Genomic DNA, 16,737 nt, shown 5'->3' with positions numbered 1-16,737 from the left:
TTGCTTTTGGTTAGCTTAACCTTAAATTAACAAATTATAAGAGCCGCAAGCCAGCGGCCTCCCATCAGGACATTATCTTTACCGTGAAAGTTACCTATTGGTTCGCTCTCTTAGCCGGCCTCACTATGATATTGAACAGTGCCAGTGCTGCGCCGCCCGGGGCGCTGGCGCAATCACGGCATTGGGCCATCAGCCAGGGCATGACCAGCCATACCGTAACCGACCTGTTGCAGGACAGTCGCGGCTTTTTGTGGATAGCCACTCGCAATGGCCTGCAACGCTTTGACGGTGTCTCGTTCGAACATTTTATGACCGGCCGGCAACCGCACCAACTGCCGAGCAACAACATTCTCGATCTGTGGTTTAACGACAAGCAATTATGGGTTTCTACGGCACGGGGTGTGGCTTATTTTGACTATCAGCAGAACCGCTTCTACCGCCACCCTAAATTTGACAACGTTAACGGCCCACAACCACCGATCGTTAACAAAATCATCGCTGACTTTAATGACAACTTGCTGTTTTTATCGGAAAGTCGTTTATGGCGGGTGGATACCAAAACAGCCACGCCCGTCACACTGTCCTACAACGGCGATACGCTGACCAATATCACCAATATCCACATGGGCAAACGCTGGATCTGGTTGAGTGAGCAGGATGGCAGCCTGTATGTCTGGGACGGCAACAGCTTTGATGTGTTCAAAGTCAGTCAGCAAAACCCGATCACTGACCCGTTGCCGGCCACGGGCTTCAATCACATCTTACAGCGTGCTGATCGGATTTATTTCGCTCATGATCGGGGACTGTTCATTCTTGACGACGATTTTCGACTGTTGCAACAACTGGACAATGCCACCGATCTTGATAACAGCACGCCCATCAGCAGTTTAGCCTATGTCGATAACGGCCATCTGTTACTGGGTACCAGTCAGGGCATAAAAATACTGGAAACGTTCTCGCGCCAGCCGGCCTATCTCAGCCGTCAGCATTCGTTATCTCTGCCCCCTTTACTGCAGGTTAATGCCTTTACGGTTGATCACCTGCAACGGCTCTGGGTCGGTGCCGGCAACGGGGGCTTGTACCAATTTTCGAAACCGCGGTCGGCACTCAACTTTGAAAAGCTACTGGATATTCGTTTGAGCAATGAGCTGAATACCCTGTCGTTGCCGTCGACACTGAACGACTATACCAGCGCGACCAAGGACTATGAGGGATTCTGGTGGTTTACCAATGAACTGGGATTGCTGAAGTACGAGCCTGAACAACAGCAGATTAAAGAAGTACATCCCCTTCCTCTGACACAGCCACCCAATGTGATGCAAACGGAACTGTTCGCCGAACATCTGTTTGTGGTCGACCAGAAGCATGGTTTGCTGATCTTTGATATCGCTGAAAAGCGCTGGCGGCGGATGCCCGATAATCAGGCTTTCTTCGAACAGGAAAACCTACGTATCGCCGTACACGACAGTAAAATTTGGATAGCCGATAAGCATAATGCCGTTGCGGTGGATGAGTTCTTCCGCGTCGTTGAGCAGGTGCCACTGTCCCGGGGCGGCAGCAATGACGAACTCAAACCGCTGTTTGTTACCACCGAGTTCGAGCAACAAACATTGTACCTGGACTTTGTCAGTCCATTGGCTCCGGAACCGGAGCGTATGCAGTACCGGTTTCGCTTATTCGACTTAATGGATGAGTGGCAACACACATCGCGCCCGTTACAGCCAATTTCATTTAACCATTTACCAGCCGGTTCATACACGCTTCAGATTCAGGCATCCGTTGACGGTAATGATTGGGCCATTCGCCACCAACAAGATATCAGTGTCAGCGGCCCCTGGTGGCAAAGCAGTTGGGCTTACGGCGTTTATGCATTATTGGTGGCCGGATTACTGCTGCTAAGCGGACGCTGGTTTGTGCATTTATGCCGGCAACGTGACCAACTGTCAGCCAGCCACCAACACCTGGCACAAGCGGTAGAAAGCTCCGGTGCGCAACTGTGGGAATGGCATCTTAGCGAGGGCGAGTTAATTCGTCACAACATCTGGCGCCACTGCCCAGCCTTCCCTATCGATGGCATTCGCTGTGGTTATGCGGGTTCCGCTGCCAATATCCATCCGCAGGATCTCAAGCGCGTCAAAGAAGAATTCAGTGCCATCGTCGACGGCAGTAAAGACATGTTTGAGTGCAGCTACCGGCTGGACAACCAGGGTCAGTGGCTGTGGATTATGGATCGCGGCAAAGTTACCGAGCGCGATGAACAGGGTAAACCTCGCCGGGTGCAAGGCGCCATCACTGACATCAGCGGCATGATAAGCAGTGAAGAACGCCTGAATATGCTGGCTTTGTCACTCACGAACATCTCCGACGGCATTTGTATTTTTGACCGCTTTTTCCGCAAACGTGAGATCAATAAAGCCTTTGAAACCATCACCGGCTACAGTCGCGAACAGATACTGGAGCAACCTTTTACGCTGCAGGCTTATGAGCAAAACTTTATCGATCAAATTAAACGTGACGTGTTTAAAGAAGGCAGTTGGCGTGGCGAAGTGACCGATATTCGTGCCGACGGCAGCGAGTTTCAGATGGAACTGACGTTGGATACCGTCAACAACGACAATGGCGATATCGAACTTATCGTCGCCAGTTTCTCGGACGTTACCGAACGCCGCAACACCGAAAACGAATTGCGCCGGCTGTCCAATACCGACAGTCTCACGGGGCTGCCCAACCGTTCCTACTTTCAGGTCAGTCACTCAAACCTGGTGCGCAAGAAAGTACCGCATGCGCTACTCATTTTTGACCTCGACGACTTTAAAAAGATTAATGACTCGCTCGGCCATGAAGTCGGTGATGAGCTGTTGTGCCGGGTGGCCGAACGATTAACCGACATTGGCCGGCGTCAGGACACCCTCTACCGGCTTGGCGGCGATGAGTTTGGCTTGCTGGTTGAAGACACCACAGAAATCAACGCCATCAGTGTGCTGGCCTCGAAAATTAATACCGAAATCGCAGTACCCTTTAACATCCAGCAGCACGAAGTGGTGATCGGCAGTTCCATCGGTATTGTGCTCTACCCTCACGACGGTCACACCTCTCAGGAACTGTTACAAAAGGCTGATACCGCGATGTATCATGCCAAACAACGCGGCGGCAACTGCTACCAGTTTTTCAGCCAATCCATGAACGAAAATGCGATTCGTCGCCTGCAAATCGAAAACGAGTTGCGCAGCGCCATACGTGAGCAGCGCGTGGAAGTGTTCTATCAGCCGAAAATCGAACTGGCCAGTCAGCATATTGCCGGCATTGAGGCGCTGGCACGAATACGCCGTGAAGATGGCACCGTAATCAGCCCAGCCGACTTTATTCCGCTGGCTGAGGAAACCGGTTTGATCGTGCCGTTGAGCGAGCAGGTGTTGCGGCAGTCCTGCCGCGACATGAAAACCTTTCTGAAGCTGGCCGGCGCACCGCGTCACGTAGCGATCAACCTGTCGGCACGCCAGTTCTCTACCTCCAGCCTGGCGTTTCAGGTCGAGTCGATACTTGCAGAAGAAAATATGCACCCACGCCATATCGAGTTCGAAATCACTGAAGGGATGGTTATGGCTGATCCGGAACGAGCCATTACCATGCTGGAAAACCTTGCGGATATGGGCGTGCAACTGGCGCTGGACGATTTTGGTACCGGTTATTCATCGCTGGCTTATTTAAAGCGCTTCCCGCTGCACACCCTGAAAATTGATAAAGCCTTTGTCGATGACATCACCACTGATGACAAGGATCGCAACATGGTTGCATCGATTGTCGGAATGGCACATAACCTGGGCTTAAAAGTGGTTGCTGAAGGGGTTGAGTCGCGCACCCAACTGGAGATCTTAAAAACTCTGCGGTGTGAGTATATTCAGGGCTTTTACTATGCCGAACCGATGCAAGCGGATGCGTTCATCCGCTACATCGGGCAACATCAGGAGCAACCGTCGCTTTAGTAAAAGCGACGTTGCTGTTCGGCCATTTCCACCAGCAGTGGTGCCGGTTGATAACGATCACCGCGCTGTTCTGCCAGGGTCTTCAGTTTGGCAACCAGCGCACCAATGCCAATCTCATCCATATAACGGAATGGACCGCCACGGAACGGCGGGAAGCCGATACCAAACACTGAGCCGATATCGCCGTCGCGGGCACTGCGAATAATGCCTTCCTGCAGACAGTAGGCCGCCTCATTCAACATCGGCAACACACAGAGTTCCGCCACGGCTTCGCGGTCAAGGTTTTGTTTCGGCTCAATGCCTAACAACGAATACACCGAACTGTCGACCGGCTTACCTTTTACCCCTTTACCGTATTGATAAAAACCTTTCTGGTTCTTTTTGCCTTTGCGCTCATCGTCAATCAGCTTGTCAAAAGCCGCCGGAGGTTCAAAACGCTCACCCAGCTCTTTGCGCAAAATTGCCGCCACTTTCGCACCGACATCAATACCCACTTCATCCAGCAGCGTAATCGGCCCGACCGGGAAGCCAAACTTCACCAGCGCTTTGTCGACGTGCTCGATAGGCTCACCGGCAAGCACCAGTCGTGCAGCTTCGTTCATGTAAGGAGCCAGAATCCGGTTAACAAAGAAACCGGCGCCGTCCTTAACCACAATCGGCGTTTTGCCTTGTTTCTTGGCAAGCGCGACGGTCGTCGCGATGGTTTCCGGTGAGGTCCCCTCATGGGTAATAATTTCTGCCAACGGCATTTTATCCACCGGTGAGAAGTAATGCAGACCAATCACATTTTGTGGACGCTGCGCTTTCGCCGCAATCTGGGTAATCGGCAACGAACTGGTATTGGTCGCAAAAATGGTTTCCGGCTTGGCGTACTGCTCAATGTCAGCCACCATTTTTTGCTTCAATTCCAGATCCTCAAACACCGCTTCAATCACCACATCCACCCGTTCGAAACCGGAATAATCCAGGGTGCCGCTTAATGACAACATGGTTTTTTCCAGTTCCGCACGGCGCATGTGTTTGCGTTTTACTTTTTTGTTCAAACGCTCATAACTGTAGTGCAGTGCATGAGTGATGCCTTCGTGGGAGATGTCTTTAATGCGTGCCGGCAAACCCGCTTTAGCCGCCGTCACGTAAGCAATACCGCCGCCCATCAGACCGCCGCCAAGCACACCAACGCGATGAATCTCCGCCGGCTTAACACCGTCAGCACCGGTTTCTTTTTTCATCTCGGTGGTGGCAAAAAAGATTTGTCGCAACTGGTACGACTGCGGTGTCATCGCCAGTTCACCAAAGCTGCGTGCTTCTTTGTCCAGTCCAGCTTCACGGCCTTTTTCAACACCAATACGCACGGTATCGATGATCTTATCGATCGCCGGATAATTCCCCTGCGCTTTCTTCTGTGCCTGTTCAGCCGCTTTCTTGTAAATAATATTACGCCCATAAGCGGTAGCTTCCAGCACTTTAATGATGCCTTTCAGGGGCGCTTTTTTCTTTTTCGGCTTAGCCGACAACGCGTGTTTCATCGCCGCGTCGAGCAAAATCGACTGAGGCACGACTTCATCCACCAACCCGGCTTTCAGCGCCTGTTTCGCCCGTAATTGCTTACCGGTCAGCATCATGGTGATGCCCTGCTGAACACCGACTAATTGCGGCAACCGTTGCGTTCCGCCGGAACCGGGCAGTAAACCCAGTTGCACTTCCGGTAAACCCAGTTGTGTTTTCGGATTATCCGAACAAACCCGGACATGACAGGCCATCGCCAGTTCCAGACCGCCACCCAGGCAGGCACCGTTGATGGCCGCGACGACCGGTACTTCCAGCTGCTCGATGCGATCAAACATGGCCTGCCCCTTGCGGGCCAGACTTTCGGCATCGGCAGCGGTTTCACAATCGTTGATCATGTTGATGTCAGCGCCGGCAATAAAGGAACCCGGCTTACCACTGATAAACACCACGCCCTTGATGTCCGAATCGCCCTCCAGCCGGTTCATGAGTCGCCCGACTTCGTCCGCGAAGGTATCCTTGAGGGTGTTCATTGACTCGCCCGGCACATCAATGGTGATCACCGCAACGCCGTTGTCCTTTATGTCCAGTGAGAAGGCTTTCTGTTCGCTCATTATTCACTCTCCAAAATCATCGCTGCGCCCAGTCCACCGGCGGCACAGGCTGTCGTCAGTGCGGTGCCGCCGCCACGGCGACGTAATTCGTAAATCATTTGCGTGATCATCCGCGCGCCGGTAGCAGCAAAGGGGTGACCATAGGCAATCGAGCCGCCTAACACATTAAACTTGGCCGGGTCGATTTCGCCAATGGCCTCGCTGCGGTTCAGTTTGTCCTGCGCAAACTGCTTGCTGGCAAACATTTTCATGTTGGTCAGTGTTTGTGCGGCAAAGGCTTCGTGCATATCAATCAGGTCCAGGTCGCTGAGTTTCATGCCGGCACGATCTAACGCGATGGGGGTCGCATAAGAAGGCCCCATCAGCATGTCCTGCTCAACCCCAATGGCGCTGAAGGCGTAGCTGCGAATATAGCCCAAGGGCTCGTAGCCCAGCTCTTTGGCGCGGCTTTCCGTCATCAGCATGACAGCCGATGCCCCGTCAGTCAGCGGTGTACTGTTGGCGGCGGTTACGGTACCGTGTTTGCGATCAAAGACCGGCTTCAATTTCGCCAACTTGTCGATTTGGCTGTCACCACGAATATTGTTATCGCGGCTGATGTGTTTCTTATAAGGTTCCGGATAGGCGGTCATCACTTCTTGATCAAGCCAGCCAGCTTCCCACGCTTGGTGCGCCTTTTGATGCGACTCCACCGTCAGTTGATCCTGCGCTTCGCGGGAAATACCATGCGACTTCGCCATTTGCTCAGCGGTCTGCCCCATGCTCAAACCGGTGCTGTATTCCGCCACCGCAGGGGGCACCGGTAACAGGTCCTTAAGACCCAGACGGCGCAAAATACTGAAGCGTTGTCCAAGGCTCTTGGCCTTATTCAGATCGACCAGCGCTCGGGCTAAACGTTTACTCACACCAATCGGCAGCACCGAAGAGGAATCCGCGCCGCCGGCGATGCCGACACTGATGTTGCCGGCCATCATGGTTTCCAGCACATTAACGGTGGTCTGGAAGCTGGTTGCACAAGCGCGGCTGACGCTGTACGCATCAACTTCGACCGGCAACTGTGTGCCAAGGACGATTTCGCGGGCAATATTAGGTGCTTCCGGCATTTGCACCACCTGGCCAAACACCAGTTGCTCTACCAGTCCGGGTTCGATTCCGGTGCGATTAATCAGCTCCTGCACTACCATTTTACCCAGATCGAGTGCCGGTATGCCGTGATAGTCAGTGGCTTGACGGGCAAAAGGTGTACGCAACCCTGCCACAATGGCAATTCGGTCACCGCTGGGGGTGCGCAACGATTGTGTTGCTGCCATATGCTTTCTCCATTATATGAATGACGGCCAATACTGGTCTGACCACAATAGATTTTGTTACAAATTCTAGCCGTTTATCGTGCAGATTAAAACCATCGTTTTGTTTAAAGTGTTACTATCTATGACTTTAAAACTCAAAAGACTACCCTCAAAATAGCACAGGTAGGCATTGATAACAGGTACAACAGGAGTCCCATGGCTGCGTCACAATTTAAAGCATTGCATGAGTTTCTCGATCGGCAGGTGCTCGGTCAGCCCGAATTTACCCGCAATTTGCTGCTGGCGGTATTGGCCGATGGCCATCTGCTGGTAGAGGGACCTCCCGGTTTGGCCAAGACCCGTGCCGTACAGGCTTTGGCAAAAGGCATTGAAGGTGACTTCCATCGCGTACAGTTTACACCGGATTTGTTGCCGGCCGACCTGACCGGTACGGACATTTACCGGCCGGAAAATGGCACCTTTGAGTTTCAACAGGGCCCGTTGTTCCATAACCTGATTCTGGCTGACGAAATTAACCGCGCCCCGGCCAAAGTGCAGTCGGCATTGCTTGAGGCCATGGCGGAGCGACAAATCACCGTTGGCCAACGCAGCTACCCGTTGCCACCGCTGTTTATGGTACTGGCGACGCAAAACCCGTTGGAACAGGAAGGTACTTACCCGTTGCCCGAAGCGCAGTTGGATCGGTTTTTAATGCATCTGCGGTTGGACTACCCGGATGCCGAAACCGAGCAGCAAATTTTGCGCCTCAACCGCGGCGAGGTCATTGAGGGCGAAGAGGCCATGCCGACGCCGCTCACTCAGCAGCAGTTGTTCGACGCACGCCAACAGGTGATGCAGATATACCTCGACGAGGCGGTGGAACACTATTTGGTGCAACTGATTATTGCCACCCGTCAGCCGGCCAATTACGACGCTGAGCTGGCCAGTTGGATAGCCTACGGCGCCAGCCCGCGAGCCACCATCTCACTGGAGCGCTGCGCACGCGCCAGCGCCTGGCTTGACGGCCGCGACTTTGTCACGCCGGACGACATCAACAGCGTGTTGCACAACTGTCTGCGCCACCGCATCATCATCAGCTACCAGGCCGAAGCCGACGGCATCACTCAGGATCAGGTCATCGATAAAATCGTCTCACTGGTACCGGCTCCTTAGTATGTTGTCGCAAGAGCAGTCACGTTATTGGTTAGAGAAACTGCGCAGTGACGGCCTCCAGCCGACCATGCAGGAGCTGCTGTATTACCGTACCCGGCTGCCGGCCATCGCCCGTCACAAACGTAACCTGCCGGCGATTAGCCAAAGCGGACCCTTATTAAGCAAAACCCGGGGCCGCGGGATGGAATTTGATGAAGTGCGCCATTATCAGGCGGGCGATGACATTCGCGCCATCGATTGGCGGGTGACTGCCCGTACCGGAAAACCGCACACCAAGTTGTACCGCGAAGAAAAAGAGCGACCGGTGTTTTTGGTGACCGATTTGGCTCTGACGCAGTTATTCGGCAGTCAATTGCTGTTTAAATCGGTGCAGGCCTGCCATTTGACCGCAGCGCTGGCGTGGCAGGCACAGCAGCGTGGTGACCGGGTCGGCGGTATCATCAGTAACGGCTGGTTGCATCGCGAACATAAGCCGGCGGCACGTCAGGCGGGAGTATTGCACTTTTTGCACAGTCTGCTGGACGTGCACCAGGACAGTTTTAACCGCTGGCAACAGCATCAGCGCCCGCACCCTGCACCACTGGCCGACACCATTAACCGTTTACAGAAACTCGTTAAACCGGGCAGCCTGATTAACATCATCAGTGATTTCCAGCATTTCGACGATGAACTTCTGGAGCCACTGGCTCGTCTAAATCAGCGTAACTCCGTGCGTTGCTTCTGCAGCTATGACCCCATGGAGTGCGAACTGCCACAAGGTTATTCAGCACAGGCACTGGCCGTTTTTGACGGCGAACAACAGGCGCAAATTAACCTCGCGGACAAGCGTCAGCGCGAACGCTATCACAACACCGCCGAGCAGCGCCGGCATCATCAGCAACAACAATTTGAACAGCATGGCTTACGGATCAGTTATGTCAGCAGTGCCCAGGCGCTGGAACAGCAATGGGCCGACCTCCGTTAGCAACACAGGAATAAGGTGAACGTTTTTGATGCAGCAAGCGTCTTTAGAACAACTAAACGATATTGTTGAACCCGGTGCCGCCAGCATCTGCCCACCGGCGTGGCCGGTTATTGCCATCAGCATAATACTGTTGGCACTGGTGCTAGGACTGCTCTGGTGGCTGCATGCGCGTTATCGTATCCGCCGCCCGCAACGTCTGGCGCTGGCGAAATTACGACAACTGCAACAGCCATCGGCCAGTGATGTCACTTTACTCTGTAAACGGGTGGCACTGGCCTATTACCCTCGTCAGCAGATTGCCGCTCTCAGCGGTGAGGATTGGCTGCGCTTTATGGGTGCCAACGCGCAACAACATAATGACCTGCTACAACAGTGTGACGCCTTATTTTATAAACCGGCGCAGGGCGAATTAATCAGCCGCTACCAGCAGTTCGCCGAACAATGGATTCGTCATGCCCACCGCCACGCCCGCCAAGCGCGTAAAGGTGGCCGTCATGTTTGAATTTGCCTGGCCCTGGATGTTTTTGCTGCTGCCGTTACCCTGGCTGGTCCGCTATTTACTGCCGGCCGGCTCACCAACGTTGTCGGCGATCCGCATTCCGTCGCTGAATGGCTTATCCAATACTCAACAAAGCATGCGCGCAAAGCCCTGGATGTGGGCGCTGTTGACGCTCTGCTGGTGTTTGCTCATCGCTGCCAGTGCACGGCCGCAATGGCTCGGTGAGCCGTTGCCGGTGCGCTCTGAGGGGCGCGAGATTATGCTGGCGGTGGATCTCTCCGGCAGTATGGAAATTGCGGACATGCAGCTTAATGACCGCAGTGTCGACCGGTTGACCATGGTCAAGGCAGTATTGGGTGACTTTATCACCCGTCGCGAAGGCGATCGGCTGGGACTGATTTTTTTCGCCGATACCGCCTTTTTACAAACCCCAATGACCTATGACCGTGAAACCGTCCGGCAAATGCTGGAAGAATCGGTGCTGGGACTGGTTGGCGAGCGCACCGCGATTGGTGATGCCATCGCCCTGGCGGTTAAACGCTTTCGCAGTAAAGACGAAACCAACCGGGTATTGGTGCTGTTAACCGATGGTCAGAATACCGCCGGCAACCTGACACCGGATCAGGCACTGGAGTTAGCCGATGCGTTTGATGTTCGCATTTACCCCATCGCGGTGGGCGCCGAAGAAGTCGTTGTCGACAGTTTCTTCGGTCAGCGCCGGGTTAACCCCAGCCGCGATCTGGACGTACCGCTAATGCAACGCATTGCTGAAACCACCGGTGGCCGTTACTTCCGCGCACGCAGCACTGAAGAACTGGAACAAATTTACCAACTGCTCGATGAGCTCGAGCCCATCGCCGGTTCCCCGCAGCAATTACGACCTCGTCAGGCGCTGTATTTTTGGCCGTTATCCGGTGCGCTGCTACTGATGGTAGTGATTGCGCTCTTCCACTATCGCCCGTGGAGGTTTCGTCATGGCTGATTTCCATTTTCTTCGTCCCTGGTGGTTACTGGCACTGCTGCCGCTGGCACTGTTTTACTGGCGCCTGTTGGTGATGCAGAAAACGCAGTCTGGCTGGCATCAATGGCTGCCCCAACATCTTGCCCACGTGCTGGTTAATTCCGGTGGCAAACAGTCATCGTGGTCGGCCCATCGACTCGGCCTGTTCTGGTTGATCAGCAGTACCGCCCTTGCCGGCCCGACCTGGGAACGTTTACCACAACCGGTTTATCAACTGGAAACCGGTCAGGTCGTGATCATGGACATGTCGCCATCGCTACTGGCGGAGGACATCGAGCCAAATCGTTTAACCCAACTGCGCTTTAAAGCCATGGACTTGGTGAAATCCGGTCTTGATGGCGACACCGGTCTTATCGCCTACGCCGACGACGCTTTTACCATCAGTCCGTTGACCGCTGATAATAATAACTTATTGAATTTGATCCCGTCGTTGTCGCCGCAAATCATGCCTAATGCCGGCAGTGAGCCGCTGCGGGCACTCAAGCTTGCGGACGAACTGCTGACCAACGCCGGTTACGCCGAGGGGGACATCTACTGGCTGACGGACGGCATTGCCACCAGCGAACTGAATGCGCTGAGCAGTTATTTGCGCAAGCAACCCCATCGGGTGTCGATTCTTGGTATTGGTACTACCGACGGTGCGCCGGTACGATCCGCCGATGGCAGTTTGCTAAAAGACCGCTTTAATCAGCCGGTCATCGCCAAGCTTACACCGTCCCGGTTGCAAGATCTCGCCAGCCTTACCGGCGGTATTTATCAAACTGTGCGCCGTGATAACGACGATGTTGCGGCGCTCGTCAACCAGCCGCCATTAACCCGTGAAGGCAAAGACGCCGACCAACAACAGCAAGGCGACCAATGGCGCGATAATGGTCCGTTACTGGCGTTACTGCTGATCCCACTGGTGTTGTTCAGTTGGCGACGCGGCGGCAGCCTCGGCAGTTGGCTGTTGCTGGCTGGTTGGCTACCGCTGAGCCTGTCGAGCGGCAGTGCTTACGCTGCCACCCAGCAAGCGGACGCGGCGCCGGGCTGGTGGCTGAATCAGGAGCAACAGGCGCAACAATTACTTGAGCAGGAGCAGTATCAGGCAGCCGCTGAGTTAAGTGAGCAGCCCTTCCGCCAGGGCGTGGCCTATTATCGTGCCGGGGATTATCAGGCCGCTGTCGATCGTTTTGCCCAGCTTGATAGCGCCCAAAGTTGGTACAATCGTGGTAATGCATTGGCTCAGTTGCAACAGTTTGAAGCCGCCCGGGATTCCTATGAACAGGCATTGAAGCGCCGCAGTGACTGGCCCGAAGCGGAAGAAAATAAAGCGCTGATGGAGCAGTTGCTCGAACAGCAAAAGCAACAGGACGGCGAACAAAAAGGCCAACAAGGTGACGACGGTGAACAGGATGACAGCCGTGATCAACAAGGCCAAAATCAGGGCGAAAACCAAAACAACGGCCAGCAGGACGCCGAACAACAGGATAATTCAGCCGATCAGCAGCAGGATCCTCAGGGTCAGCAGCAAGGCGATGGCGACCAACAGCAACAACGCCAACAACAACAAAACGAATCCGAGCAGCAGCAACAGGCACAGCAAGGCGAGCAACCACAGAACACCGAGGCCGAGCGGCAGCGTAATCAGCAAACGCAATTCCGCGACGATATTGACCCGGAAAAAGCCCAACAGTTGGAACAGTGGATGAAACGTATCCCTGATGATCCCAGTATCTTGCTGCGCAATAAAATGCTATTGGAAAGTCAGCGTCGCAACCAGCGCCGCGCATCACAACCTGAGGGAGTTGAGCGAAAATGGTAAGGTGGATACAAGGTGTTTGTATGGTTGTACTGGTGGTCTTCAGTGCAGCAAGTTACGCCGATGTCACTGAAATTGAGGCAACCGTTGACAAAAATCCGGTCATTGCCAACGAATCCTTCGTGTTAACGGTGACCTTTAATGACGACGTCGGTAATAGTGCCTTCCAGCCGCAGCAACTGCTCAGCGACTTTATGGTCGGACGCACCTCAGTGAGCCGGCAAACCTCGATTATGAACGGCGAATTGAATAAGCTGACCCGCTTCACCACGGTGTTAATTGCGGAACAACCCGGTACCTATACCATCCCGGCCATTATGATGGATGGCGCCAAGTCGAAACCCATTACGGTTGAAGTGTTGGCGGCCGGCAGCGATACCAGCGCGCGCTCTGATAAGATTGCCTTTATTGAAAGCACCGTCGACAGCGATTCGGTGTTTTTGCAACAGCCGCTGACCTACATTGTGCGCCTGTATCTGGCCGCTGATCTGAATAAAGGCAATTTGGTACCACCGCAGATGGAAAATGCCGATATTCGTCAAATTGGTTCAGACGAAGAATCGTCCGAGATGATCAACGGCCGCCGCTATAAGATTTACCAGCGCACTTTCCAGATAACCCCCAACAAATCCGGTACATTTAAGATTAAAGGCGCGCGCTTTGATGGCGAAGTCTACGCGGAAGGTCAGCGCTCTATCTTTTCGTCGTTCTCTAACACCCAGCCGGTGAGCACCCTCGGCGAGACCATCGAACTGACGGTTAAGCCGATACCGGCCAATTGGCAGGGAGCCTGGCTACCGAGTGAACTGGTTACGCTGTCACAGACGCTTAGCCCGGAAGCCGACACCATCGAGGTGGGTGAACCCTTAACCATTCGCTATCAATTAACCGCCGTCGGTGTAAAGCCGGAACAGTTACCGGAGATTTCGCCGGCGTTTCCGGATTCCGTGCGGGTCTATCCCGATAACGACGAAACCGACCAGTACGTTCGCAATGGCGTGACCATTGCTCAGAAAACGGTCAGCTTCGCGGTCGTCCCCAATCAGCCCGGCTCGTTGCAATTGCCGTCGGTCAGCGTACCTTGGTTCAACACCAAGCGCGATCAGGCCGATGTCGCGCGTACCGACCCCGTCACACTGACGGTGGAAGGGGTTGCCAACCAACTGGCGCAACAACCCAAAGCAGAGCCTCAGGCGCAGCCTAAGCCCGAGCCGGAAGCCTCGCCGCAGAGTAGCGAACAGCCGCAAGCTCAGCCTGACGTCAGTGCCCTCGCGGATCAGCGTCTGGTAACCGTGTTAGCGCTGCTGTTGTTTCTGTCACTGCTGGGTAACCTGGCCTTTTTCTGGCGCCGCAGAAAACAGCGGCCGTTAAAGGTGCAAGCCAAGGCAAACACCGAACAACCGCTGACCAGCAGTCAGCAGTGGCGGAACTTCCAAAAAGCTTGCGCCGACAACCATGCCCGCAAGGCCGATGAGTTTTTGCGCAAATGGGCGCAGCAACGTTTTGACAAGCGCCTGGTCGCGCTGGGTGATTTGGCAAGATGGCTGGCCCATGGCAATCAGGTCGACCAAGAGCTGCAACAACAGCTTAATGATTTGCAGCAGTCACTGTTCAGTGCCAGCAAGCCCAAATGGACCGGCGGTAAAGCGCTTTATCAAAGCCTGCGCAAAGCCCTGGACAATCAGCCCAAGCCGAAACAACGCAACGATCTGCCAGAGCTTTATTAACGGGCTTCGCGGGATAGGCGCTCTGCGCGGGGTGGGCTTCGCGGTTTAGGCGCTCTGCGCGGGATGGGCTTCGCGGTTTAGACGCTCTGCGCGGGATGGGCTTCGCGGTTTAACAGGCGTAGCCCCTAGACCGCGAAAGCGAAGCCGAGCCCAAACCGGGCGCAGCCCCTAGACCGCGAAAGCGAAGCCGAGCCCAAACCGGGCGCAGCCCCTAGACCGCGAAAGCGAAGCCGAGCCCAAACCGGGCGCAGCCTCTAGACCATCAAACTTAGATATCTTTACGAGTGATATCCGCATCTTCTTTCAGGGTATCGATAAAGGCTTGCAGTATTACCTGCGCCTGACGATTGCTTAACTGTTGACGAATCTGATCGGCCTGCTCGTCCAGTTCCGCGTTGCCAGGGGTAACCTGAGTCAGTGCAATCACCACAGCATCACCGTTACTCAGCTCGACCGCTTTCATTGCCGGTTCATCGCCCGCGTTAGGCGCCATTTGAAACACGTTGCGAACGACACCACGTGGATGCTCCTGGGTGTTCATAGTAATGCTGTCAAACCAGACTACCTGGTCATCCAACTCACTGCCGCCTTCAGCCCACTGCTGTTGCCACTGCTGTGCCTGTTCCAGAGCCATTTGCTGAGCCTTTTCAGTACGCAGCTGTTGCTCGATTTGGTCACGCACTTCAGCCCGCTCACGGGTGTGCTGTGGCTCATGTTCGAGAACCCGCACAACCAGCGAGCGGTCGTCTGAGGTTTCAATGATGTCACTGTTTAAACGCTCATCAATCAGATTCTCAGAGAAGATATTGTTCAGAATAACATCATCACTGAGCGGTGTCGGCGCACGGTTACGGGCAAATAAATCGGTGGTGCGAACTTGTTCACCAATCGCCTCTGCCGCCGGTGCCAATGTATCAGGCTGTTCAAAGCTGACCTCAGCCAGTTGCTGCTGCAATTGGAAGTAGCGGTCTTCAAGCTGTTGCTCGACCAACTGCTGGCGAACCTCGTCTGCAACTTCCTCGAACGGAGTCACTGAGCCCGGACGCAAATCCGTAAGCTTGATGATGTGGTAACCGAAACTGGTTTCGACTACGTCAGAAACATCACCGACATTTTCCAGTTCAAACGCCGCCTGGTCAAAGTCTTCATCCATCATGCCCCGCTCAACCCATTCAAGGTCGCCGCCGACTTCGGCTGAGAAGGTATCGTCAGAATACGTCTGAGCGACGTCCGCAAAGTCAGCGCCGTCACGCAACTCGGCTAACGCTTGTTGCGCTTTTTGCTCCGCGTTTTCGGTGCCATGCTCCACCAGAATATGAGATAAGCGACGCTCTTCTTCGGTGCGGTACTGGTCGATACGATTATCGTAGAATGCCCGCACTTCTTCGTCAGCAATCTCGATATCACTCATTAGGTCGGCTTTGGACAGCTCGACGTACTCAACCTTAATGCGCTCCGGCGCCTGAAACGCCTGGCTGTTGCTCTCATAGTACTGAGTGATTTCTTCTTCACTTAGCTCCACCTGATCAATGAAATCGGCGTTGCGAGCCACCAGGTAGCCACCTGAGCGGGTCTGTTCCTGCAAGCGCAGGATAGCCAGAATTTCTGAATCGAGGGCAAACTCACTGCCTGCCAGTGCCTGGAGCAACTGATTACGCAGCAAATCGTTCTGCATTAGGTTGGCAAAACTTTCCGGCGTATAACCGGCATTGCGCAACGCCATCAAATAAACGTCGTTATCAAACTGACCGGCTGTACGGAATGCAGGAATATCACGAATTTCCTGCTTAACCTGAGCGGCCGAAATGCGCATGCCATGATCCTGCGCGTACTGAATCAGCAAGCGTTGCTCAATTAACTGATTCATCACATTGGCACGTACGGTTTTCATGTAACCCGGGTCCGAGCTGATGGCATCGAACATATCACCGAATTGCTCTTGCAAACGGCTACGCTCATTTTCATAAGCTCGGTCATATTCCGTCTGGGTAATCTCGGCGCCATTAACTTCAGCAACCGTAGTGTCCGCGCCTCCCGTTACGTAGCTACCTACACCGGCTAGCGCAAAGGTCAAAATTATCAGCACCAGAACGGCTTTCGCAGCAAAACTCTGCGATCCTTCTCGTATCCGCTCTAACATAATCAGAACTTCCTTCGTGG

Annotated in this window: 10 protein-coding genes; 7 read left to right on the top strand and 3 right to left on the bottom strand. The window is 54.1% G+C overall.

Translation table 11 applies throughout. The features are described from left to right. Positions 1-125: 125 nt before the first annotated feature. Positions 126-3,983 (top strand): EAL domain-containing protein, encoded by a 3,858-nt coding sequence (locus C5610_RS03890; protein WP_158682656.1) that lies wholly within the window; start codon positions 126-128, stop codon positions 3,981-3,983. Here C5610_RS03890 and fadJ read toward each other — a convergent pair. Beyond that, on the bottom strand, positions 3,980-6,103 hold the full coding sequence (gene fadJ / locus C5610_RS03885; RefSeq protein ID WP_105305990.1) for a fatty acid oxidation complex subunit alpha FadJ: 2,124 nt from the start codon (positions 6,101-6,103) through the stop codon (positions 3,980-3,982). The genes C5610_RS03890 and fadJ overlap by 4 nt on opposite strands. Next, positions 6,103-7,413: an acetyl-CoA C-acyltransferase FadI gene (fadI, locus tag C5610_RS03880; protein ID WP_105305989.1), complete on the bottom strand. Its 1,311-nt coding sequence runs from the start codon at positions 7,411-7,413 to the stop codon at positions 6,103-6,105. Before fadI ends, fadJ begins: the two co-directional genes overlap by 1 nt. A gap of 195 nt (positions 7,414-7,608) precedes the next feature. Here fadI and C5610_RS03875 point away from each other — a divergent pair, with 195 nt between their 5' ends. From C5610_RS03875 to C5610_RS03850, 6 genes are read left to right on the top strand one after another with little or no spacing between them, the layout of a single operon-like run. After that, on the top strand, positions 7,609-8,565 hold the full coding sequence (locus tag C5610_RS03875; protein WP_105305988.1) for an AAA family ATPase: 957 nt from the start codon (positions 7,609-7,611) through the stop codon (positions 8,563-8,565). A gap of 1 nt (position 8,566) precedes the next feature. Then, on the top strand, positions 8,567-9,529 hold the full coding sequence (locus C5610_RS03870) for a DUF58 domain-containing protein (RefSeq protein ID WP_105305987.1): 963 nt from the start codon (positions 8,567-8,569) through the stop codon (positions 9,527-9,529). Positions 9,530-9,557: 28 nt separating this feature from the next. Then, entirely contained in the window at positions 9,558-10,031 is a 474-nt protein-coding gene (locus C5610_RS03865) for a DUF4381 domain-containing protein (protein ID WP_105305986.1), read from the top strand. Then, positions 10,024-11,010, top strand: coding sequence for a vWA domain-containing protein (locus C5610_RS03860; protein ID WP_105305985.1), 987 nt, complete (start codon positions 10,024-10,026; stop codon positions 11,008-11,010). The genes C5610_RS03865 and C5610_RS03860 overlap by 8 nt, the downstream gene beginning before the upstream one ends. Next, on the top strand, positions 11,003-12,853 hold the full coding sequence (locus C5610_RS03855) for a vWA domain-containing protein (RefSeq protein ID WP_105305984.1): 1,851 nt from the start codon (positions 11,003-11,005) through the stop codon (positions 12,851-12,853). Before C5610_RS03860 ends, C5610_RS03855 begins: the two co-directional genes overlap by 8 nt. 20 nt (positions 12,854-12,873) lie before the next feature. Continuing rightward, complete coding sequence (locus C5610_RS03850) at positions 12,874-14,577, top strand: BatD family protein (RefSeq protein ID WP_158682655.1); 1,704 nt, start codon at positions 12,874-12,876, stop codon at positions 14,575-14,577. 268 nt (positions 14,578-14,845) lie between these two features. On the opposite strand, the gene C5610_RS03845 is transcribed toward C5610_RS03850, so the two are convergent. Continuing rightward, positions 14,846-16,717 carry a SurA N-terminal domain-containing protein gene (locus C5610_RS03845; protein ID WP_105305982.1) on the bottom strand — a complete coding sequence of 624 codons (1,872 nt, stop codon included), beginning with the start codon at positions 16,715-16,717 and terminating at the stop codon, positions 14,846-14,848. Positions 16,718-16,737 lie beyond the last annotated feature (20 nt).

Source organism: Idiomarina sp. OT37-5b, from assembly GCF_002968395.1.
Classification (GTDB): domain Bacteria; phylum Pseudomonadota; class Gammaproteobacteria; order Enterobacterales; family Alteromonadaceae; genus Idiomarina; species Idiomarina aquatica.
The sequence above is the reverse complement of the archived record's forward strand: the minus strand, read 5'-3'. Positions and strand labels throughout refer to the sequence as shown.